This is a genomic window from Petrotoga sibirica DSM 13575 (assembly GCF_002924625.1).
In the GTDB taxonomy this organism is placed as follows: domain Bacteria; phylum Thermotogota; class Thermotogae; order Petrotogales; family Petrotogaceae; genus Petrotoga; species Petrotoga sibirica.
On sequence record NZ_JAHC01000032.1, the window covers coordinates 161,148 to 183,965 of the forward strand.

The 22,818-nt window shown below is 35.5% G+C and carries 20 protein-coding genes; all 20 read left to right on the top strand.

Features of this window, described 5'->3' with window-relative positions; all coding sequences use genetic code 11:
• Positions 1–26 precede the first annotated feature (26 nt).
• The 20 genes from AA80_RS08455 (at position 27) to AA80_RS08550 (ending at position 22,812) form a co-directional block, all read left to right on the top strand.
• Complete coding sequence (locus tag AA80_RS08455; protein WP_103877397.1) at positions 27–500, top strand: (2Fe-2S)-binding protein; 474 nt, start codon at positions 27–29, stop codon at positions 498–500.
• Positions 501–505: 5 nt separating this feature from the next.
• Positions 506–1,873 (top strand): 8-oxoguanine deaminase, encoded by a 1,368-nt coding sequence (locus AA80_RS08460; protein ID WP_103877340.1) that lies wholly within the window; start codon positions 506–508, stop codon positions 1,871–1,873.
• A 20-nt stretch (positions 1,874–1,893) separates the two neighbouring features.
• Entirely contained in the window at positions 1,894–3,225 is a 1,332-nt protein-coding gene (gene ssnA, locus AA80_RS08465; RefSeq protein ID WP_103877341.1) for a putative aminohydrolase SsnA, read from the top strand.
• The gene (locus AA80_RS08470) at positions 3,167–4,084 is read left to right on the top strand and encodes an FAD binding domain-containing protein (protein ID WP_103877342.1); all 918 of its coding nucleotides are present in this window, start codon (positions 3,167–3,169) and stop codon (positions 4,082–4,084) included. The genes ssnA and AA80_RS08470 overlap by 59 nt, the downstream gene beginning before the upstream one ends.
• Complete coding sequence (locus tag AA80_RS08475; RefSeq protein WP_103877343.1) at positions 4,081–4,575, top strand: (2Fe-2S)-binding protein; 495 nt, start codon at positions 4,081–4,083, stop codon at positions 4,573–4,575. Before AA80_RS08470 ends, AA80_RS08475 begins: the two co-directional genes overlap by 4 nt.
• Positions 4,553–5,839 carry a xanthine dehydrogenase family protein molybdopterin-binding subunit gene (locus tag AA80_RS10395; RefSeq protein WP_341805474.1) on the top strand — a complete coding sequence of 429 codons (1,287 nt, stop codon included), beginning with the start codon at positions 4,553–4,555 and terminating at the stop codon, positions 5,837–5,839. Before AA80_RS08475 ends, AA80_RS10395 begins: the two co-directional genes overlap by 23 nt.
• Positions 5,836–6,831: a xanthine dehydrogenase family protein molybdopterin-binding subunit gene (locus AA80_RS10400; RefSeq protein ID WP_103877345.1), complete on the top strand. Its 996-nt coding sequence runs from the start codon at positions 5,836–5,838 to the stop codon at positions 6,829–6,831. Before AA80_RS10395 ends, AA80_RS10400 begins: the two co-directional genes overlap by 4 nt.
• Entirely contained in the window at positions 6,824–7,375 is a 552-nt protein-coding gene (locus tag AA80_RS08490) for a nucleoside-triphosphatase (protein WP_103877346.1), read from the top strand. Before AA80_RS10400 ends, AA80_RS08490 begins: the two co-directional genes overlap by 8 nt.
• Before the next feature lie 4 nt (positions 7,376–7,379).
• The gene (locus tag AA80_RS08495; protein ID WP_103877347.1) at positions 7,380–8,471 is read left to right on the top strand and encodes a 4Fe-4S binding protein; all 1,092 of its coding nucleotides are present in this window, start codon (positions 7,380–7,382) and stop codon (positions 8,469–8,471) included.
• 14 nt (positions 8,472–8,485) lie between these two features.
• Positions 8,486–10,198: an adenine deaminase gene (gene ade / locus AA80_RS08500; RefSeq protein ID WP_103877348.1), complete on the top strand. Its 1,713-nt coding sequence runs from the start codon at positions 8,486–8,488 to the stop codon at positions 10,196–10,198.
• A gap of 23 nt (positions 10,199–10,221) precedes the next feature.
• On the top strand, positions 10,222–11,544 hold the full coding sequence (locus AA80_RS08505; RefSeq protein ID WP_103877349.1) for an NCS2 family permease: 1,323 nt from the start codon (positions 10,222–10,224) through the stop codon (positions 11,542–11,544).
• Positions 11,545–11,572: 28 nt separating this feature from the next.
• Complete coding sequence (locus tag AA80_RS08510) at positions 11,573–12,190, top strand: nucleotidyltransferase family protein (protein WP_103877350.1); 618 nt, start codon at positions 11,573–11,575, stop codon at positions 12,188–12,190.
• Entirely contained in the window at positions 12,187–13,191 is a 1,005-nt protein-coding gene (locus AA80_RS08515; RefSeq protein WP_103877351.1) for an ABC transporter substrate-binding protein, read from the top strand. The genes AA80_RS08510 and AA80_RS08515 overlap by 4 nt, the downstream gene beginning before the upstream one ends.
• A gap of 32 nt (positions 13,192–13,223) precedes the next feature.
• Positions 13,224–14,267: a FecCD family ABC transporter permease gene (locus AA80_RS08520; protein WP_103877352.1), complete on the top strand. Its 1,044-nt coding sequence runs from the start codon at positions 13,224–13,226 to the stop codon at positions 14,265–14,267.
• Entirely contained in the window at positions 14,264–15,025 is a 762-nt protein-coding gene (locus tag AA80_RS08525) for an ABC transporter ATP-binding protein (protein ID WP_103877353.1), read from the top strand. The genes AA80_RS08520 and AA80_RS08525 overlap by 4 nt, the downstream gene beginning before the upstream one ends.
• Before the next feature lie 39 nt (positions 15,026–15,064).
• Complete coding sequence (glgX, locus tag AA80_RS08530) at positions 15,065–17,221, top strand: glycogen debranching protein GlgX (RefSeq protein WP_103877354.1); 2,157 nt, start codon at positions 15,065–15,067, stop codon at positions 17,219–17,221.
• Between the two features lie 19 nt (positions 17,222–17,240).
• The gene (locus tag AA80_RS08535; RefSeq protein WP_103877355.1) at positions 17,241–18,905 is read left to right on the top strand and encodes a formate--tetrahydrofolate ligase; all 1,665 of its coding nucleotides are present in this window, start codon (positions 17,241–17,243) and stop codon (positions 18,903–18,905) included.
• Between the two features lie 78 nt (positions 18,906–18,983).
• Positions 18,984–19,799, top strand: a complete 816-nt coding sequence (locus AA80_RS08540; protein ID WP_103877356.1) for a bifunctional 5,10-methylenetetrahydrofolate dehydrogenase/5,10-methenyltetrahydrofolate cyclohydrolase — start codon at positions 18,984–18,986, stop codon at positions 19,797–19,799.
• Between the two features lie 2 nt (positions 19,800–19,801).
• The gene (locus AA80_RS08545) at positions 19,802–20,974 is read left to right on the top strand and encodes a MalY/PatB family protein (RefSeq protein ID WP_103877357.1); all 1,173 of its coding nucleotides are present in this window, start codon (positions 19,802–19,804) and stop codon (positions 20,972–20,974) included.
• 56 nt (positions 20,975–21,030) lie between these two features.
• A complete protein-coding gene (locus AA80_RS08550) occupies positions 21,031–22,812 on the top strand; it encodes a phospho-sugar mutase (protein ID WP_166667752.1) in 1,782 nt (593 codons plus the stop codon).
• Positions 22,813–22,818: the final 6 nt, after the last annotated feature.

Here is a 22,818-nt window from a genome sequence, read left to right on the forward strand (position 1 = left end):
CTTATGTTGATGGAGGTATTCAAAAAATGAGAAAAATTGAAGTAACTCTCTACGTGAATAATAAAAAAGAAGTATTACAAGTGGAACCAACAGAGCGACTTCTTGATACTCTACGCAACCAGTTGAAATTGACAAGTGTAAAAGAAGGATGTGCAGTAGGCGAATGTGGTGCTTGTACTGTTATTTTAAATGGTGAAGCTGTTCATTCATGTTTGATATTAACAGCTCAAATTGATGGTTATGAAGTTCTCACGACGGAGGGGTTGGAAGTTAATGGAAAATTAGATCCAATTCAACAATCTTTTATTGATCATCAAGCCGTTCAATGCGGCTTTTGTACTCCTGGTATGCTCATGTCTGCCAAAGCTTTGTTGAATAAAAATCCTAATCCCTCGAAAGAAGAAATAAAAACAGCAATAGAAGGAAATCTCTGTAGATGTACTGGATATCATCAAATAGTCGAAGCAATAGAAGCAGTCACACAAATAAAGGAAGGCTGATATATATGTCGAACATATTGATAAAAAACGCTAAAATCATAACCACTATGAACGCAAACAAAGATCAATTGAAGGATCACGATATTTTAATTATAGATAAGATAATACATAAAATTTCCCGAAATATAGATGTGTCAGACGAACAAATTGATGAAGTTATAGATGGTTCCAAATATTATGTATATCCAGGATTAATTAACACACATCATCATTTCTATCAAACCTTTACAAGAAACATTCCCCAAGTACAAAATGTAGAATTATTTGATTGGTTAAAGTTTTTGTATCCCATTTGGTCAAGGTTGACACCAGAGGTTGTTTACTACAGTACTTTAGTTGCAACAGCCGAATTACTTAAAACTGGTTGTACGACATCAGTTGATCACTTCTATGTTTTTCCGAAGAATCAACCCCCTGATCTTCTTGATAACGAATTTTATGCTGCGAAAGAAATTGGAATCAGATTACATGGAAGTAGAGGAAGTATGTCATTGAGTGAAAAAGATGGAGGACTTCCTCCTGATTCAGTAGTTCAAACAGAAAAAGAAATATTGAAAGATTCCCAAAGAGTTATTGAAAAATTTCATGATCCTTCTCCATTTGCCATGCATAGAGTCGTTCTAGCTCCATGCTCTCCATTCTCTGTGACTTCTACACTCCTCAACGAATCTATTCAATTGGCAAGAGAATATAGTGTTTGTAGTCATACACATCTAGCTGAAACAAAAGACGAAGAGAGATTTTGTATAGATGCCTTTGGTAAGAGACCTTTAGAATACATGGAGAGTTTAGATTGGTTAGGTTCTGATGTATGGTTTGCCCATGGGGTTCATTTCAACGAAGAAGAGATAGATAAGCTGGCATTAACTAAAACAGGGGTTGCTCATTGCCCTGTTTCGAATTCAAAACTCGCCTCTGGGGCTGCAAAGATCCCTTCTATGTTAAAAAAAGGTGTTAAAGTAAGCTTAGGTGTTGACGGAAGTGCTAGCAACGATTCTTCTAATATGATTTTAGAAATGAAAACTGCATTTTTGATGAGCAGATTAATTTACGGTATCAACGCTATTACCTCTGAAGATGTGTTGCATATAGCCACAAAAGGTGGAAGTGAAGTTATAAACCAACCAGAAATTGGAAGTTTAGAAGAAGGTAAAGCGGCAGATATGTTCTTGGTTCGTTGGGATCGATTAGGTTATACGGGAGGCATTTACGACCCTATTTCAATGATTATTAATACAGGTGATTCTCAAATTGTAGATATAACCATCGTAAATGGAGAAATAGTTGTAAAAGATGGTGAACTTGTTAAAGTTGATGAAAGAAAAATCATCGAAAAGGCTAATGAATTATCTAAAGGGATGCTCGAGGCCTAAAAATTTGGAGGGAAATGAACATGTTGTTAATAGGCAACGCCACTGTTCTCACCTTTGACGAAGAAACCCCTATAATTAATAATGGGGCGATATTAATTGAAGGTAAAAAAATAAAAGAAATAGGAGAGACTGAAGTTTTACTTCAAAAATATCCTAATGCTGTTTTCAAAAATGTCCAAGATAAAATTTTAATGCCTGGTTTAATAAACACTCACACTCACCTGTACAGTACTTTTGCCAGAGGAATGAACTTAAAAACTGACTCTCCCCCACAAAACTTTCTAGAAATATTAGAAAAATTATGGTGGCGACTGGACAACACTTTAAACGAGAATGATATTTATTATAGTGCGTTATTTGCAATTTTAGAGTGTATAAAAAACGGAGTTACCACCATTTTTGACCATCATGCAAGCTTTAATTATATAGATGGCAGTTTGGACATCATTGCACAAGCAGCAATGGAAGCTGGTATAAGGGCTAATCTTTGTTATGAAGTATCAGATAGACATGGTCAGACTAAAAGCGATGCATCTCTGAAAGAAAATGAAAGGTTTATTAGAAAAATTCAGGTTTCTCAAAATGATAAGTTAGGTGGAATGATTGGGTTGCATGCTTCTTTTACACTTGAAGATAGAACGTTAAACAAAGCTTCAGAATTAGCAGACGAGTTACACGTTCCGTTTCATATCCACGTGGCAGAAGGGATAGAAGATTTGCAAGACAGTACAAAAAGAGGCTACCTAGGTGTAGTTGATAGATTATCGAAATTTAAAATATTAAGGCCCCATACCTTAGCTGTGCATGGCGTTCATATCAAGAAGGAAGAGATCCCATTCTTGAAGGAAAGTGGTGCATACGTAGTTCACAATCCAGAATCAAACATGGGCAATGCTGTAGGAGCGGCTCCAATAAAAGATTTTTTTGATAACGAAATCCTAACCGGTCTGGGAACAGATGCTTATACACACGATATGTTCGAAAGTATAAAGGTTGCAAACTTGCTCCAAAAACATCAATTAGGTGACCCACAGGCGGGGTGGAACGAAGTTTACAACATGGCCTTTAATAACAATATACAAATTGTATCCAACCTATTAGGTGTCGAAATTGGAAAAATAAAAGAAAATTTTCCAGCGGATTTAATAATAGTGGATTATATCTCCCCAACACCCATTGAGAAAGACAACGTTTATTCCCATATCCTTTTCGGAATGAACGGTGGGATGGTTGAAACTGTAATTGTTGACGGCAAAATTATTATGGATAATCGGGAGGTGACGGTTTTAGATTATGAAAGAATACACAGGAGAACTCGGGAGCAAGCAAGAAGATTTTGGGAGAGATTCTGAACAATACTTTGCTCCTAAAACATTGAAAGAAGCTACAGAGATACTCTCAAGATACAGCCCTAACATCAAAATCATCGCAGGTGGTACAGATGTTTTGGTAGATTACTTTGACCGTCTTTATGAAATAGAAAGGTGGATGAGTTTAAAAAACCTCGATGAACTGAAAAAAATCGAAATCAATAATTCTCGAGTTGAAATTGGTGCTTTACTCACCCACGATGAATTAGAAAAATCTGAGATTATACAAACATATTTTCCACTTATCAGTCAAGCTGCCTTGGATGTTGGATCACCCCAAATCAGAAATAGGGGCACTATTGGCGGAAATATTGCGAATTCTTCCCCAGCAGGAGATTTATTACCTCCCTTAATAGCTTACGATGCTGTATTCAAAATAACTTCCCAAAATGAAACCCTTGAGGTACCTGCAAAAGAGTTTTTTCTAGGACCTAAAAAAAACGTACTTAGAAAGGATGAAATTTTAGAAAAAATTATCATTCCGATACCTCAAAAACACACTTATGGAAAATGGTTAAAAGTTGGGAAAAGAAACGCCTTGATAATTTCAAGTATAACGTTGGCTATTGTTGTGACCTTCAATGATGATGAACGCATAAAAACAGTGAAATGTTCTCTTGGTTCTGTAGCTCCAGTTCCAATTGAGATATCTCAAATTCAACCTCTTATGGTTGGAAAAAGGTTAAACGAATTAGACTATTCTCAGATTGGAAAAGTAGTCTCAGATAACATTTCACCAATAGATGACATAAGAGGTACCAAAGAATATCGAAGGGAAGTTGCTAAAAATCTAACAATTCGCGCATTAAACGAAATAGAAAGGATGGTGAGGGTAGATTGAAAATAAGCTTTACCATAAATGGTATTAAAAGAGAATGCAATGTAAATTCAACTACCCGATTGTTGGATTTAATCAGGGACGATCTGAATCTTACAGGTACAAAAGAAGGTTGTGGAAAAGGAGAATGCGGTGCATGTACGGTTATAATGAACGATAAAATCGTAGCTTCTTGCTTAGTGCTTGCATACGAAGCAGATGGTGCAGAAATAGTTACTATTGAAGGTTTGAGTGATAAAAATATTTTACATCCTATACAAGAGGCATACATTGAAGCCGGAGCGGTACAATGTGGATTTTGCACACCTGGATTCATATTGGCAACTAAGAAACTTCTGGATGAAATTCCTAACCCAACGGAAGAAGAAATAAAAAGGGGACTATCCGGTAATATCTGTAGATGTACAGGATACCAAAAAATAATAGACGCGGTTAAACTCTCGGCCACTAAAATCGCTGAGTATAAGCGGGGTGAGAAAGTTGAAACCAAATAAATACGTTGGAGAGAATGTTTTCAAAGTTGATGCCAAAGACAAAGTATTGGGTAAAGCCATCTATCCGGATGATATATACTTTGAAGATATGCTCTATGTGAAAGTTAAACGTGCTACGCATCCACATGCCTACATTCAAAAGATAGATGTTTCTAAAGCGGAATCATTACCTGGAGTAATTAAAGTTATCACTGCAAAGGATTATCCTCATTTGAACAAGTTTGGATTGATAATTAAAGATCAACCTGTTTTAGTAGGAATAGGAGAAAAGACCCGTTTTATGGGAGACGCATTGGCTATAGTTGTTGCAAAGAGTAAAGAAATCGCCACTAAAGCTATTAATTTAATAAATGTCGAAGTTAAAGAATTAGAGGTCATTACCGATCCTTTCAGGGCAATGGAAGAAGACGCTCCAAAAATTCATGAAACTGGAAACATAGTTGTTACTCATCAATTAAACAAAGGGGATATTAAGAAGGGATTTGATGAATCTGACGTAATAATAGAAAAAGAGTATAAAACGCAGCATGTTGACCAACTACCTTTACAAGTAGAGTCTGGTGTATCTGTTTACGATGAAAAAACTGGCGTAATAACTATTTGGGCAACCACACAATGGCTTCACGATACACAAGCTGATATAGCCCAATCTTTAAATTTACCAAAAGAAAAAATTAGGATAATACAACCCGTTATTGGTGGGGCATTTGGTAGAAAAGAAGATATTTCCGTACATATACATTTAGCATTAGCCGCAATGAGCACAAAACACCCTGTTAAATTAACTTACACCAGAGAAGAATCTATGATCGCTCAGTCTAAAAGGCATCCACTGTATATAAAGGCAAAAACCGGTGCAACCAAAGATGGAATTCTAAAAGCTTGGGAGGTTGAAGTTGTAGGAGATACAGGAGCATATGCATCCAGTGGTCCTGCTGTTGTACATAAAGGTATGTATCATTGTACAGGTCCATACAATGTACCTAACGTTAAGGGTATAGCTTATACCGTTTACACTAATAATACGTATGGTGGCGCCATGAGAGGATTTGGAACAACGCAGATGGCTTTTGCTTATGAATCTCAAATGAACATATTAGCTGAAAAGTTGGGTATGGATCCAGCAGAGATTAGACTAAAGAACGCTTACAGAATTGGCTCAATTACTCCAAATGGTCAAAAGCTTACTCAAAGTGTCAACGTCGTTGAAACAATACAGGAAGCTTTAAAGCTTTCAAAAGAGAAAGAAGGTGTTCGACATTGAAGAAAAAAGGAAGAGGTATGGCTACAATAATGTTCGGATATGGTTACGGTGAAGGATTTCCCGATTTTTCTCATGCGACGGTTGAATTTACAGATGATGAAAAGGTTTTGGTTGTAACTGCGGCTGCCGATGTAGGACAAGGAGTTTTAACGGTTATCAGTCAAATTGCAGCAGAAGTTCTTTCAGTTGGTGTTGAAAAAGTAAAAGTCATTCAGGGCGATACTCATAAAACTATGAATTCAGGATCAACATCTGCAACTCGTCAAACCACCTTTACAGGAAATGCAGTAAAACAAGCCTGTGAAAACTTAAAGGGAAAAATTTTCCATTATGCGAGTTTAGAGTTCAATAGTAATTATCCTGAACTAACTTTGAAAGATGGAAAAATCATCTACAATCCTAACCCCCAAAAAACAATTACTTACTGGGATTTAAAAAGAAAGGTAGAAGAAAAAGGTGAAACTTTGAAAGGTGAAGCGACCTACTTTCCACCAACATATTCTCCCGATTTAATATCCGGACAGGCCCATGAAGTCTACGTTGCTTACACCTTTATGACTCAGGTCGTCGATGTGGAAGTCGACACAGTCACTGGAAAAGTTGAAGTAAAAGATGTTTATACCGCACTTGATTGTGGAAAAGCTATAAACCCTATAAATGTGGAAGGACAGATAGAGGGTGGTACAACGCAAGGAATAGGTATGGCTCTTATGGAAGAACAAGTAATAAAAAATGGAATCACATTAAATCCAAATATGACAGGTTACTTGGTTCCAACTTCTATGGATGTTCCGAATTTTCATTCTGTATTAATAGAAAATGAAGATTCTATCGGGCCATTTGGTGCAAAAGGTATAGGAGAACCAACAACCATTGCAGCTTCCCCTGCCATTGCTAACGCTATATACGATGCTATAGGTATTAGATTTTATGAGTTACCTATCACCCCAGAAAAAATTCTTAAAGCTCTAAAAGAAAAAGAAAATGATTAAAAATAACATCTTTCTTACAGGTTCTATAGGTGTAGGTAAATCGACGATTATACGTAAAGTGATTAATCAATTATCATTACATGTTTGCGGTTTTTCAGTTGATAGAGAAGGTAAAAAAAATAGTTGGAACGCCTTTTATTTAGTAGAAGTATCTTCATTTAATAACGGTGATCGATCTAAAAAATCTAAATATAACAGATTTGCCTTCAGAAAAGATGAATCTAAAAATTGGGAGATAAATATTCAAGTATTTGACAAAATTGGTGTACAACTTCTTACAAACATTGATGATGCTGACTTAGTAATCATGGATGAATTGGGAAGATTCGAGTTAACTGCGTTCAAATTTCAAAAGAAAGTTGAAGAGGTTCTGAATAGTGACAAACCTGTTTTAGGTGTAATAAAAGATGAATCTAATACATTTTTGGACAGGATAAGAAATAGAAAAGACGTTCGAATATTTAGAGTAACCTTGGAAAACCGTGAAGAAGTTTACAAAGAGGTATTGAGTTTGATAAAACAATTACGTTCAATGAAGGAGTGAATTTATGGCTGATATATCTGTAGACTTATTAGGAATGTTGTTGAAAACCCCTGTAATGCCCGCTGCCGGGCCACCTATTAAAGATGGAGAGAGTGCCCACAAAGCCAAAGAAGGTGGAGCTGGAGCGATCGTTACCAAAACGGTCTCAGTGAGGGCTGCAAAGGTTCCAAAACCAAATATGGCACAGGTAAAAGGAGGGTTTATAAATACCGAACTTTGGTCCGAGTTATCCTTAGAACAATGGATTGAAAATGAATATCCTCAGGTAGTTGAAACAGGGTTGCCGGTGATAATAGGCGTTGGGTATACCTCTGAAGATATAAAAGAAGTAATACCAAAAGTAGAACGGTTTGCTGATGCCTTCGAACTCTCTACCCACTACCTTGGTAATGACCCTACCCCCATGATTAATAGTATAAAAGCAGCGAAAGAAAGTACAGATCTTCCCGTTATGGTAAAACTTAGTCCTCAAATAGATATTCCAACGTTCGCTAAAGAGGCTGAAAAGGCTGGTGCAGATGGTTTAGTCTTGATAAACTCTTTCGGTCCGACGTTAGATATCGATTTAGAAAGTGGTAAACCTTTGTTGGGAAGTAAGAATGGTTTCGGATGGTTATCAGGTCAGGCGATCTTCCCGTTAGCTTTGAGGGCAGTTTTCGAAGCTGTCAAGTCGGTCAATATTCCCGTGGTTGGAGTAGGTGGAATCAGTACAGGTAAAGAAGCAATAAAAATGATAATGGCAGGGGCCCAAGCTGTTCAAGTCTGTACCGCAGCTATTTTGAATGGACCTCAAATATATAAAAAGATTGCTAATGAAATTGAAAAGTATCTGAACGACCATGGATTTAAGTCTTTAGAAGAAATCAGGGGAATTGCTCAAAAAAATACTGTTACTGAGGCAAATTATAATTTGATATTTCCAACCGTAAACGATGAAAAATGTACAGAATGTGGGTTATGTGTCAAAAGTTGTGTTTATGATGCGATCCATCTCATAAAAGAACTTCACAGTGTGAGAATAGATACTAATAAATGTACTGGTTGTGGATTATGTGTAACAAGATGTAATTTCAATGCTCTGTCCTCATATTTATAAAGGGGGAAAATATATTGTCAAACAAAGATCTTTTACCAATAGCTTTAGGAAAGGAAAAAGCAGATTTAGTATTCAAAAACGGAAAAATAATTGACGTTTTTAACGAAAAAGTTATAGAAGAGGATTTGGCCATTTCCAATGGTGTAATAATCGGCTATGGAAAGTATGAAGGCAAGGAAGAAGTTGACATAGAAGGCAAATTCATATCTCCGGGGTTTATAGACGCACACCTACATTTAGAAAGTGCAATGGTTACAATAGAAGAATTCGCTAAAACGGTTATCCCTTTAGGAACGTTGACTCTCGTTGCCGATCCACATGAGATAGCAAATGTAGCCGGGGAGATCGGTCTAAAATATTTCTTAAAAATTGGCAATAACCTACCTTGGAATTTTAATTTGATGGTTCCATCGTGTGTGCCTGTAACTACTTTCGATTATTCTGGTTCCGTACTAAACGCCGAAAAAATAAAAGATTTAATAGCAGAAGCAAGCTTTTTTGGTCTTGGTGAAGTTATGGATTATGAAGGGATTATAACAGGACAAGATTATATATGGGATAAGATTGAGCTGATGAAGAATTATTTTATCGATGGTCATGCACCAAAACTAGAAGGCAAATTTTTAAACGCGTATCTTTTAGCTGGAATCATGGCTGATCACGAAACTACATCCCCCGATGAGGCATTGGAAAAAGTTTCAAAGGGGATGTATATAATGGTTAGAGAAGGTTCCGTTACAAGGGATCTTCAAAGCTTGTTACCAGCAATTAACGACAAAAACAACTGTAACTTTTTATTTGCCACCGATGACAAACATCCTGAAGACCTTCTCTCAGAAGGCCATATAAATTTTATGATTAAAAAGGCTATAAAACTCGGGATGGAACCACTTAGAGCAATAAAACTTGCCACTTTAAATGCTGCTCGATCTCTGGGATTACATCGTTTGGGGGGTATTGCTCCAAGTTATAAGGCTGATCTTCTGATAATCGACAATTTAGATGATTTGAACGTTTTACAAGTTTACAAAGACGGAAAAAAAGTAGCAGAAAACGGAAAAGCATTATTCCAGGTTGATCCTAATAACTTTGAAAAGCCACCTTCAATTTTTCATTCTGTAAATATTGCCCCTATTAGAGAAGAGGATTTCAAAATTCCTAAAGCGAAAACTTACCGTGTTATTAACTTGATTCAGGACCAGATCATCACTGAAGAGGAGTTTTTCTCATTTCCAGATAGTTTTGAAGAAGAACGATTTATAAGGTATAATATAAATAAAATTGCCGTTGTGGAAAGACACAAAAGTACTGGAAAGATTGGTTTGGGTTTGATAAGGGGTTTTGGATTAGAGTTTGGTGCCATTGCGAGCTCCATAACTCATGATTCTCACAACATTATTGTAATAGGTACGAATTCAAGAGATATGAAGATGGCAATAGACAAGATAGCTGAAATTCAGGGTGGAATTGTAATTGCTAATAACCAAAATATCGTTGATTTTATCAACTTACCCATCGGCGGACTTGTTTCCACCGACCCAATTGGAAAAGTTTCTGAAAAGCTTAAAGTACTAAGAAAAATTGCTCATGACTTAGGGGTCAAAATAAACAGCCCTTTCATGACATTAGCGTTTATGGGTTTACCAGTGGTTCCCAAATTAAAGATAACTTGTGATGGCTTATACGATGTTGAAAATAATACTTTTGTACCATTGGTCGTAAATTGATTTTTTAAAAGGGGGTTAAACTTATGGCAAACACTCAGCAAGAAGGTTTTTTTGAAAGGACTTTCAAGTTAAAAGAGAACGGTACCAACGTTAAAACTGAGGTCTTAGCTGGTATCACAACGTTTATGACGATGGCTTATATCATCTTCGTAAACCCTTCAATACTCAGCGATGCAGGGATGCCTTTCAACGGTGTCTTCATAGCCACTATAGCAGGGGCAATTTTAGGTACCGTAATGATGGCCTTACTTACCAATTATCCATTTGCGTTGGCTTCAGGAATGGGCTTGAACGCCTTTTTCACCTATTCAATCGTTATAGGTATGGGGGTCTCTTGGCAAACCGCGTTAGGGATAGTATTTATAGAGGGAATCATTTTTATTGTGCTCAGCATCACACCCGTAAGACAGATGATCGTTAATTCGATTCCAATGAGTCTGAAAACAGGGATAAGTTCTGGAATTGGTTTGTTTATTGCTTTTATAGGTTTGCAAAACGCTGGTATAGTAGTAGCAGATCCTGCAACATTGGTAAGAATGGGAGACTTATTCGCTGGACCAGCTTTAATAGCGTTATTGGGTCTAATCATAACCGGTATTTTACACGCTTTAAGGGTAAAAGGAGCCCTATTGTTAGGAATTATAATTGCTACGATTTTAGGATTTTTCAACGGGGTCACACCAACACCCGAAGGTGTTGTAGCGTTCCCTAGAATGGCTGATTGGTCTCAAGTTTTGTTCCAACTCGATATTAAATCTGCATTTAATATCGGCATGATAGGTGTTTTAATTTCTTTCTTATTTGTAGATCTTTTTGATACCGCAGGTACGTTAGTAGGAGTTAGCCAACAAGCAGGCTATTTGAAAGAGGACGGTTCTTTACCAAAAGCAGATAGAGCTCTTTTAGCCGACGCTATTGCTACTACAGGTGGTGCCCTATTTGGAACCAGTACAGTTACAACCTACGTTGAATCTGCTTCAGGCGTCTCAGAAGGTGGCAGAACAGGGCTAACAGGTATAGTTGTGTCTATTTTATTCTTTCTTTCTTTGTTTTTTCAACCAATAATAGCTATAGTCCCAGGTGCTGCAACAGCGCCAGCTTTGATAATCGTCGGCGTAATGATGTTATCGAATATAAGAAGCATAAAATGGGAAGATTTTACTGAAGTTTTTCCAGCTTTCGTGGCAATGATAGTAATGCCTTTAACTTATTCCATATCTAACGGAATAGCTTTAGGCTTTATAACCTATCCTTTAGTCAAATTGTTCACTGGCAAAGGTAAAGAAGTTCACTCGTTAGTATACGTTTTGTGTGCTTTATTTATCATCTACTTTATTTGGCTTTAAATCATTTATGTAGGAAGTGAGTTTAACAATGATTTCGGCGGTGGTTTTAGCGGCTGGTGAATCCGTAAGAATGAGGACTCCAAAACAGATTTTGCCTTGGGGAGACAAATCTGTTTTAGAAACCGTTGTTACTAGACTTTTGAAATGTCAATATATAGATGATGAAATAATAGTCGTTTTAGGAGGCAACTTTGAGAAGATAAGTCCCGTTTTTGCAAAGTATGAAGACCACCGTTTGAAAATTGTAAAGAATAACGATTACAAAAAAGGTATGTTAACAAGCGTGTGGAGAGGTTTAAAATCATTATCCAAAGATTCTGAATTCATACTCTTCACACTTGGAGACATGCCTTTAATCAAAATTCAAACTTTCAACGAACTTACTAGCTATGCGATAAATAGCAAAACAATTATATTGGCACCTACTTATCAAGGAAAAAGAGGTCATCCATTGATTGTAAACAAAAGTCAGATACCAGATATTTATCAATTATCAGGACCTGGGGGATTGAGAACACTCTTAAGTGAACATCCTGAAAGGATAACTCTTCACAAGGTTGACGATGAAGGCATTATCATCGATATTGATACAATTGAAGACTACAATATGTATCTAAAAAAACAAAAGGGAGATGATCGTGAGTGAAGAAAAGTGCATCCTTTTTTATGTTCTTATTTCTTTTAACTTTTGCACACGTAATATTTGCCAATACCCTAACGGTTACTGATATGGCTGGAAGGGAGGTAACAATCCCTTCTAATATAGAACGTATCGTAACAACCTACAAGCCGGCTACTCAATTTGTATTTGCATTAAACGCCCAAGAAATGCTTGTAGGTGTGGATAATAAATCAACAAAAGAAAAATTATTTACTTTAATCTATACAGATGTCGAATCTTTAATAGAAGTAGGTTCAAAAAGAGAAGGAGTAAATATTGAAACTATTGCTTCCTTAAATCCTGATTTAGTAATATTATTTCCACATAACCAGGCTGAATTCACCGCTTTCAAATTAGAAACGCTGGGAATCTCCACCATTATTATCAATCCAGAAAGTTTAGAAGAAATAAGAGAAACAAATAGACTATTAGGTGAAATATTAGGATTAGAAGATAGAGCAAAAAATGTAGATAACCAGTTTGATGATATCTTAAAACTACTAGAAAAGGCTAAAAATTTGCCAGAAGATCAGAAAAAAGTTGTCTATTTTGCTAATTCTCAACTACTAGATACTGTGGGAAAAAATATGATGCAAACGGATATAATAAAGTGGGCTGGCGGAATAAATCCAGCAGCAAAAAGCGATGTAGGGTTCATAAAGATATCTCCAGAGCAGTTAATAGCTTGGAATCCTGATGTTATAGTTACATCACAAACATTTCAAGGTGACATCGAGGAATTGTATAAAGAAGTAAAATATCAAAACGTTAAGGCTTTTAAAAACAAACAAATATATCGCTTCCCCTCCATCCTTGAACCATGGGATTATCCTAACCCATCATCTTATTTGGGTATGTTATGGTTAGCAACAAAAATACATCCTGAACTTTTTTCGGATATCGATTTCGATAAAGTAGCTGATGAATTTTATTACACTTTGTACGGAGTTTCATACAGTGAATTGTTATCTAAAACTGGAAATTAAATAACTAAACTTATTTATACGGAGATATTAATATGCCCATTCAAAATAAAAATCAAACCCTAGGTCAACATCAAAAAAGAACCCTTCTCTATCTTTTATTAATTTTGCTATTGGTATTTACAATCTCACTTTTCGTTGGAAGATACAAAATTTCTTTCGTTGAAATCACCAACACGATAAAAAATTTACTCTTAGGCACTGAGGAACAAAGAAACAACGACTGGTTAGTTTTCTACCACATTCGGTTACCTAGAATGATACTGGTAATATTTGTGGGTTCCGTTTTATCTATAACTGGTGCAACATATCAAAGTGTTTTTAGGAATCCGTTGGCTTCTCCATCAATTCTTGGTGTATCAGCGGGTTCAGCATTTGGAGTAGCTTTAGCTATTTTGATCAGTGAAGAGTCTTTAATTGGTACATACTTATTATCTTTTGTTTTAGGGCTAGTTGCCGTTCTTTTTACTTTTTTCATTTCTGTTTGGAGTAAAGTGAAGGGGGTTACCGTCCTTGTTTTGGCAGGAATGGCGGTAACCTCTTTCTTCAACGCCTGTGTCTCTTTAGTACAATACTTAGCAGACCCTTACGAAAAATTACCTAATATTGTTTTTTGGCTAATGGGGAGTTTCAACAGGGCAGGTTGGAGAGAAGTATATATTTCATTATTTACAATGCTTCCAGGGATAATAATTCTTCTTATTTTACGATGGTATTTGAACGTTATGTCTATGGGAGAAGAAGAAGCATTATCCATGGGAATAAATGTACGAAGAATGAGGATTTTATTGATCATTGTGAGTACCGTTATGGTTGCTCCTACAGTGGCTGTTGCTGGTCAAGTAAGCTGGATTGGATTGATTACTCCGCATATTGCGAGGTATATAATAGGTGCAAACCACAGGTACATGCTTCCTGCAACATGCCTCTTAGGGTCTGTTCTTTTGCTTATAATGGACGACATCGCAAGGACAATCACACCAGCAGAGATTCCCATCAGTATTGTTACCGCGTTTATAGGTGCACCGTTTTTCGTTTATCTTTTATTGAGGAGAAGAGAAAGTGGGTGGAATCAATGATATCTATTAAAAATATATCTTTTTCATATGACACGGTGGGGGATACCATTAAAGATATAAGTTTTGCCTTGAACAAAGGGGAATTGGTTGCCTTGTTAGGGCCCAATGGTTCAGGTAAAACAACTATACTAAAATGCCTAAACGGTATTTTAAAACCAAAAACAGGTGAAATATTCGTAGAAAATTATAATATTAAAGATCTAAGTTATAAAGAAATTGCAAAACTTATAAGTGTAGTTCCTCAGGAACGCTCTGCCGTTTTTTCATACCTAGTGATAGACATTGTAGCAATGGGAATAACTCCCTATCTTCCCTTTGGAAGGATGCCTACAAAAAAAGATTATAAAGAGGCATATACAAAGTTAGAATTTTTTAATATTCAACACCTTGCTGAAAAGAATTATAACCAATTGAGCGGTGGAGAGAAACAGTTGGTGCTAATTGCAAGAGCTTTGATGCAAAATACAGATTACCTGATCATGGATGAACCTACGTCTCATTTGGATTTTAAGAATCAACATCTATTAATGAAAGAATTAAAAAAATTGAGTGAAAACGGAAAAGGAGTTATTACAGCTCTTCACGATCCTAATTTGGCTTTAAGATTCTGTGATAGAATAATAATGGTAAAACAAGGTGAAGTAATTTTTATCGGTGAAAAAACCGAAGTAATGAACTCACAAAATTTACAAATCCTCTACGACGTACCGGTTTCGATGAACAAAGTGGAAGACGTAAGCATAATATACATAAACTAATAAAATTTTTAAAAGTTTATATCCTTAGAAGGTGAAATTATGGAAGAAACGAAAATAAAGGAAAAAGCACAATTTAAAGTAAGCAAGGGATTTCCAGTCTTAGGTACGTCTATAGATAGAGGAGGAGTTAATTTTGGTGTTTTCACGAGAAACGGAACATCAGTTACTTTAGAGATATATGAAAATTACTATGATGAAGAACCAACTTTTAAATATGTTCTCGATAAAAAAGAAAATAGAACAGGCAATATTTGGCACGTTTTTGTTGAACAAGCAAGAGCAGGTATGTCCTATGGTTGGCGTATTGATGGACCTTACAATCCAGAGGAAGGGTTTAGATTCAACAAAAACAAATTACTCTTAGATCCGTATGCTAAAGTAATTGGAGGAAGTTTAGATTTTTCGGAAGAATCCATTTTTGGTTATAACAAAAATGATCCTAAAAAAGACCTAAGTTTTTCTACTTTGGATTCTGCAAGATCTCAAGTCAAATCTATCATTTGGGACAGTCGTGAATATAATTGGAAGAATGATAAGCATCCACGTTATACACTAAACGATATGATTATTTATGAACTGCATGTCAGACTTTTCACGATAAATCCAAATTCTAATGTTGAACATCGAGGAACTTATAAGGGAATCGTAGAAAAAATAAATCATTTAAAAGATTTAGGTGTAAACGCCCTTGAACTGATGCCCATCTTTGCTTTTCCTTTGAACGATAATCTTAACGTTAATCCAATAACTGGTGAAAAATTAAAAAATGTATGGGGTTATAATCCGGTAAACTTTTTTGCTGTAACGAGTAATTACAGATATGGTGTAAAAATTGGTGAAGAAATAATTCAATTTCAAGATTTAGTTTTTGAATTACACAAAAATGGAATAGAAGTGATCTTGGACGTAGTTTTTAATCACACAGCAGAAGGAAATGAATTAGGGCCGACTCTCAACTTTAGAGGATTAGAAAATTCGGTTTATTATCTATTGAAGAAAGATAACCCAAGATATTATGAAAATTTTTCAGGGACTGGAAACACTATTAATTCTAGTCATTATGTGGTAAAACAAATGATTTTGGATAGTTTGAGGTATTGGGTTTCCGAGATGCATGTAGATGGTTTTAGATTTGATCTAGCTTCTATTTTAGGAAGAGATTCAAAAGGAAATTGGATTGGCGATCTGTCTTTGTTAAAAGACATTGCTGATGATCCCATCTTGGCAGGTACTAAACTCATAGCAGAAGGTTGGGATGCTGCTGGAGGATACTACGTTGGTGATTTTCCCACTGGATGGGCTGAATGGAATGGAAAATTCAGAGACACAGTAAGAAGATTTGTGAGAGGTGATAATGGTTTAGTTTCAGATTTAGCAACAAGGATAGCTGGAAGCCCAGATCTATTTGAAAAAAGAGGTAGAAAACCCTACCATAGTGTCAATTTTATTACTTCACACGATGGATTTACCATGTGGGATTTAGTCTCCTACAACAACAAGCACAATGAAGCTAATGGGGAAAATAACCTTGACGGAACCAACGCTAATTACAGTTTCAATTATGGAGTTGAAGGAGAGACTACCGACGAAAATATAATAAAACTCAGAAAACAACAAATTAAAAATTTTATCACAATATTGATGGTATCACAAGGGTTACCAATGATTTTAATGGGTGATGAGTTTTGTAGAACTCAATTTGGTAACAACAACGCTTACTGTCAAGATAACCCCACTTCATGGGTTGACTGGAACAGAAAAATAAAATTTAATGACATATTTAATTTCACAAAAAATATGATTAACTTTAGAAAAACCCATTGCGCACTTAGAAGAGACAGATTTTTCACTGGAAGGGATTTAAGTGGTGATGGAATAGCAGACATAACTTGGCATGGAGTCAAACCATTCAAACCTGATTTTGGATATTATTCTCATAGTCTTGCGTTCATGATAAGTGGCGATGACTATATTCAAGGCTGCAAAGAAAAAGACAGCGATATATACGTAGCTTTAAATGCTTTCATAAAGGATTTACAATTTGAAATTCCAAAATTACCAAACGGGAAAAAATGGTATAGGGTAGTAGATACATCTGAAGAATCTCCCAACGATTTCCTCTTAGAACCTTCTATAGTCAAAGCCAATCACTACATTGTACATTCAAGAAGCTCTATAGTTTTAATTTCAAAATAGCAAAAGGAGGAGTTTCATAATGCTTACTGATATTGAAATTGCTAGATCTGCAAAGCTAAAAAAAATCGATTTAATCGCCAACGAACTGGATATTCCAGAGGAGTACTACAATTTATACGGAAAATATATCGCCAAAGTTTCCCACAAATATTTGAATGAACTTAATTTCAAAAATGATGGTAATTTAGTAATGGTTACCGCTATTACTCCAACTCCTGCCGGTGAAGGAAAAACTACAACAAGCATCTCTCTATCCATGGCTTTAAACAAAATTCACAAAAGATCGATAGTAACGCTAAGAGAACCTTCTTTGGGCCCAGTAATGGGTATAAAAGGAGGCGCGGCAGGAGGTGGGTACTCTCAAGTCCTCCCCATGGAAGACATAAACTTACATTTCACAGGGGACATTCACGCCGTTTCCTCAGCCCATAACCTGGTGTCCGCAATTTTAGATGATTACATAAAGTATAACAAATGTGACATAGATTCAACCGAAGTCTCTTGGCCTCGAACTATGGACATGAACGATAGGGCATTGAGAGAAATAATAGTTGCCTTGGGTGGAAAGAAGAATGGTTATCCAAGACAAGACGGTTTTATTATCACCGCTGCTTCAGAAATAATGGCAATATTGTGTTTGATAGAAAATCTAGAAGACTTAAAGAAAAAATTATCAAATATTGTAGTCGCAAAAAACTCAAAGGGAGAACCAGTAACTGTAAAAGATTTAGAAATCACTGGGACCCTTTCTGTACTGTTAAAAGACGCAATTAATCCTAATTTAGTTCAAACAATAGAAAACACACCTGCCTTCGTTCATGGTGGACCCTTTGCAAATATCGCTCATGGAACCAATTCTATTTTAGCAACCAAACTTGCTTTGAAACTTTCTGATTACGTTGTAACCGAAACAGGTTTTGGTTCTGATTTAGGAGGAGAAAAATTCTATGATTTTGTTTCACCGACTTTTGGACTAAAACCATCGGCAACAGTTTTGGTAGCTACAATAAGGGCTCTAAAATACCACGGTGGGCAAAATCTAAAAGATTTGAATACTCCAAACCTTGAAAGTTTAGAAAAAGGATTGCCTAACTTGCAGGTTCATGTTGAAAATCTTAAAAAATATAATATCCCTGTGGTTGTTTCTTTAAATAAATTTTACTCAGATACGGATGACGAGATCAATATGGTAAAAGACTACTGCAATAAATTAGGTGTAGAAGTTAGTGTCAACGAAGGATTTGAAAAAGGTTCGGAAGGTGCCATAGATTTAGCTGAAAAAGTGGTAAAAGTTAGTGAACCTAGATCCAAATTAAAAAGTATTTACGACTTTGAAGATCCTTTAGAAGTTAAAATAGATAAGTTAGCAAAAAATATTTATCGTGCCGCCGAGGTTAAATACTCTTCCCAGGCATTATCATCTATGAATTTTTTAAAAAAATACGGATACGAGAATCTCCCTGTAATTGTTGCAAAAACACAGTATTCCATATCAGATGACCCCAAAAAGCTTGGATTCCCAAAAGATTATACTTTTACAATAAGAGATTTTGAACTTTCAGCAGGTGCTGGTTTCATTGTTGCATTGGCAGGAGATATATTGAGAATGCCTGGTCTTTCAAAGGTTCCCAATGCAGTCAACATGGACATTGACAAAGAAGGAAACATCTCCGGGTTATCGTGAACATTCAAACAGAAAGAGACGTATTTGCTTTATTGAAAACAAAGAGATCTAGCAATCGCTTTTAGGAGGTATCACATTATGTTAATTGAAGTAAAAAATATTATTGATAAAATAAAAACAGAAATATCGTCATTTAAAGAAAAACTTTCCTATGAACCCAAACTAGTAAGTTTGGTTGTTGAACCTGATGAATCTACTAAATCCTATCTCAATTCGCAAAAAAGAAATGCAAAAAAATATGGAATCAACTTAGAAATTGTTGAAAGTAATGATTTGATTAATGATCTAAGGATATATAACGAAGACGACGCTACAGATGCCATTTTTGTGGCAAGACCTTTAAAGAAAGGATACACTGAATTAGATATAGCAAAACACATCGATCCTGAAAAAGATGTCGAAGGGGTAAGTTTACATAACATTGGTTCTATGTTTTACGAAAAAGAATTATTTGTACCTTGCACAGCAGAAGCGGTTGTGAAAATAATAGAAGATACAACCGACGTTAGAGGAAAGAATATCGTCATTCTTGGAAGAAGTACTACGGTAGGAAAACCAGTTGCATTAATGCTTCAAAGGCACGGAAGGGATGCCACAGTCACCATCACACATACAAAAACTAAGAACTTAAAAGAGATAACCACAAAAGCAGATATTTTGGTTGTTGCAATAGGAAAGGCTAATTTCGTTGATAGAAGTTTTGTAAAAGAAGGAATGATCGTTATCGATGTAGGGATTAACGTAGTAGATGGTAAGATAGTTGGTGATGTTGATAAAGACGTCTCAGAAATTTGCCAATTAACGCCTGTGCCCGGTGGAGTGGGAAGTGTCACAACAGCTATCCTAATGAGAAATGTTTTTAGAGCAGCTATCAATAAAAAAGGAGATCTATAATCTTGAAGTATGATTTTGATGAAATAGTTGATAGAAGGAATACAGAATCCGCAAAATGGAAAGCCGTTAAAAAACTTTATGGTAGAGACGATGTTATTCCAATGTGGGTTGCCGACATGGATTTTAAATCTCCACCTGAAGTAATTGAAGCATTAAAAAAGCGAGTAGAGCATGGGATATTTGGATATCCAATGTTAGACGATGATTACTTTGATCCTTTTATAAATTGGATTAGGGACAGGCATGGCATTGAGATAAAAAAAGAATGGATAGTAACAACTTACGGTGTGGTTGACGCTTTAAAAATGGCCATTCTTGCTTACTCAAAGCCAGGAGACAACGTTGTAATTCAATCACCTGTTTATTATCCTTTTTATAACATCGTCAATTCCAACGGACGGATGATATTAAAAAATTCTCTAAAATTTGAAAACGCTAATTATAGCATGGACTTTGATGATTTAGAAAAAAAATTATCCCTCAAAAGAACTAAGTTATTCATCTTATGTAACCCACACAACCCTGTTGGAAGGATTTGGAAAAGGGAAGAATTAGAAAAGTTAGTCCGATTATGTAATAAACATAACGTCCTCTTGTTATCGGACGAAATACATTCAGATCTGGTATTTTCTCCTAACAAGCACATTCCAATATCTTCGATCTCACAAGATATAAAAGAGAGTTCTTTAACTTTTTATGCTCCAAGTAAAACCTTTAATTTGGCTGGTTTAAAAGCGTCATTTGTTGTTATTCCAAATGAACAATTACGAACAGAATACAAAAACATGATCGAGAGTCTTACAAGCGATAAATTAAATATCTTTGGAATGGTTGCAGCCAAGGTTGCTTACGAAAGAGGTAAAGACTGGCTTGATGATTTACTAAATTACTTGAGAGACAATATCGATCACCTATACGATTTTTTCAATGAAAAACTACCTAAAATAAAATTACAAAAACCCGAGGGAACATATTTGATGTGGTTAGATTTTAGGGAATATGGAGATGAACAAAAAGTCAAAGATATACTCGTAAACAAAGCAAAAGTTGGTTTAGAAGAAGGTAGCATCTTTGGAGAAGAAGGTAAAGGCTTTTTTAGAATGAATATTGGATGCCCTATGTCTATTTTAAAAGAGGCATGCAACAATATTTATAATGCTTTTAAAGATTTATAAAAGTACAAATAGTATGGTGGGGAGCCCGGCGAAGGGGCGTTTTGTATAAAGTTTTAATGTTTCCAAAATCAGTAAAAAACACAAAACTAAGGAGGCAATTAACTTTGAGAGATTACAAAAAAATCTACTACGAGTGGTTAAATAGTCCATATATTGATGAAAGAGCAAAAGAAGAATTAAAAAGTATCGAAAACAATCTAGAAGAGATAGAAGAAAGGTTCTACAAAGATCTCGAATTTGGAACAGCTGGATTGAGAGGAAAGTTAGGTATAGGTACTAATATGATGAATATATACACTGTAGGCAGAGCATCTCAAGCCCTTGCTGATTATATTACTGATTTCGGTGAAGAAAGGATGAAGATGGGCGTTGTAATAGCCTACGATGTACGGCACTTTTCTAAAGAGTTTGCAAAAGAATCAGCATTAATCCTTGCAGCTAACGGCGTTAAAGCTTATTTATTTGATGATATTCGGCCCACACCCGTTTTATCCTTTGCTGTAAGATATTTGAAAACTACTGCTGGAATAGTCGTTACCGCTAGTCACAATCCTAAAGATTATAATGGTTACAAAGTTTATTGGGATCAAGGGTCTCAAATATTAGATGATGTTGCCAATGGAATAGTAGAAAAGATTGAAAAGATAGGATACGATTTCAGTAAAATAAAAAAAATAAGTGAAAAAGAGGCAATAAGTCAAAATTTACTTCAATATATTTCAAAAGAAGTCGATGAGGAATACATTCAAAGAGTTGAAAGTTTGGCTTTAAGAGATGAAGATGTAGATAAAAATATAACAATAGTTTACACACCTTTGAATGGGACATCAAACATTTTTGTCAGAAGGGTACTTAAAGATAGAGGTTTTAAAAATGTATTCATAGTTAAAGAACAAGAACTACCTGATCCAGATTTCAAAAGCGTTGCCAACCCAAATCCAGAATACGAAGTAGCTTTTGAAGAGGCAAAAAAATTAGGTTATGAAAAAAATGCCCATTTACTTTTGGCAAATGATCCCGATGGAGATAGAACCGCTTTAGAAATTTTAGATGACAACAATTACAAAATGTTAAACGGTAACCAAGTTGGAGCTCTTTTGGTTAATTATATACTGGAAAGTAAAAGTGAAAAAGGATGTTTAGAAGATAACTCTGTTATCATAAAATCAATAGTTACAGGAGATCTTACAAAAAGAATTGCAAAAAAATATAACGTTGATGTTATTGAAACACTCACGGGATTTAAAAATATTTGTGGGAAAGAAAACGAATTAGAAAAAGAAGGAAAGAAAAACTTCCTCTTTGGCTTTGAAGAAAGTATTGGCTATATAACAGGTACCTTTGTGAGGGATAAAGATGGTATTATTGCCTCAATGCTTATATCAGAGATGGCTGGATACTACTCTAAAAAAAATAAGAATTTAATTGACGTACTAGAAGATATTTATCAGGAATTTGGTTACGAGTTGGAAAACAATTATTCTCTTGTGCTTGAAGGAGTTGAGGGCCAGGAAAGAATCAAGCGAATAATGGAAAAGTTTAGAAACAACTTCCCCAAAGAAATGGGGGATCTCAAACTTGAACAATACGCTGATTATTTGAAAAGAAAGCTATACAATTTAACAACAGGAGAAATTAACAATATAACAGATATACCTTCTTCTGACGTTTTAAGATTCTGGTTTAACGATGGTTCATGGTATGCAATTAGGCCTTCTGGAACGGAACCAAAACTTAAAATATACATATATTCAAATGATAAAGAAAAAGAAAAGGCCCAAGCAAAACTCGATCAGATTAAAAATACCGTTGATAGTATCATAGAAAATGTAGTTTAAAGTTTC

Bases quoted from the DNA above. Each gene is read 5' to 3' on its own strand.
- AA80_RS08535 (WP_103877355.1), top strand. From the start codon at position 17,241: ATGCTTACTGATATTGAAATTGCTAGATCTGCAAAGCTAAAAAAAATC.
- ssnA (WP_103877341.1), top strand. From the start codon at position 1,894: ATGTTGTTAATAGGCAACGCCACTGTTCTCACCTTTGACGAAGAAACC.
- AA80_RS08510 (WP_103877350.1), top strand. From the start codon at position 11,573: ATGATTTCGGCGGTGGTTTTAGCGGCTGGTGAATCCGTAAGAATGAGG.
- AA80_RS08470 (WP_103877342.1), top strand. From the start codon at position 3,167: ATGAAAGAATACACAGGAGAACTCGGGAGCAAGCAAGAAGATTTTGGG.
- AA80_RS08495 (WP_103877347.1), top strand. From the start codon at position 7,380: ATGGCTGATATATCTGTAGACTTATTAGGAATGTTGTTGAAAACCCCT.
- glgX (WP_103877354.1), top strand. From the start codon at position 15,065: ATGGAAGAAACGAAAATAAAGGAAAAAGCACAATTTAAAGTAAGCAAG.
- AA80_RS08460 (WP_103877340.1), top strand. From the start codon at position 506: ATGTCGAACATATTGATAAAAAACGCTAAAATCATAACCACTATGAAC.
- AA80_RS08520 (WP_103877352.1), top strand. From the start codon at position 13,224: ATGCCCATTCAAAATAAAAATCAAACCCTAGGTCAACATCAAAAAAGA.
- AA80_RS08540 (WP_103877356.1), top strand. From the start codon at position 18,984: ATGTTAATTGAAGTAAAAAATATTATTGATAAAATAAAAACAGAAATA.
- AA80_RS08505 (WP_103877349.1), top strand. From the start codon at position 10,222: ATGGCAAACACTCAGCAAGAAGGTTTTTTTGAAAGGACTTTCAAGTTA.
- AA80_RS08490 (WP_103877346.1), top strand. From the start codon at position 6,824: ATGATTAAAAATAACATCTTTCTTACAGGTTCTATAGGTGTAGGTAAA.
- AA80_RS08550 (WP_166667752.1), top strand. From the start codon at position 21,031: ATGTTTCCAAAATCAGTAAAAAACACAAAACTAAGGAGGCAATTAACT.
- AA80_RS08455 (WP_103877397.1), top strand. From the start codon at position 27: ATGAGAAAAATTGAAGTAACTCTCTACGTGAATAATAAAAAAGAAGTA.
- AA80_RS08525 (WP_103877353.1), top strand. From the start codon at position 14,264: ATGATATCTATTAAAAATATATCTTTTTCATATGACACGGTGGGGGAT.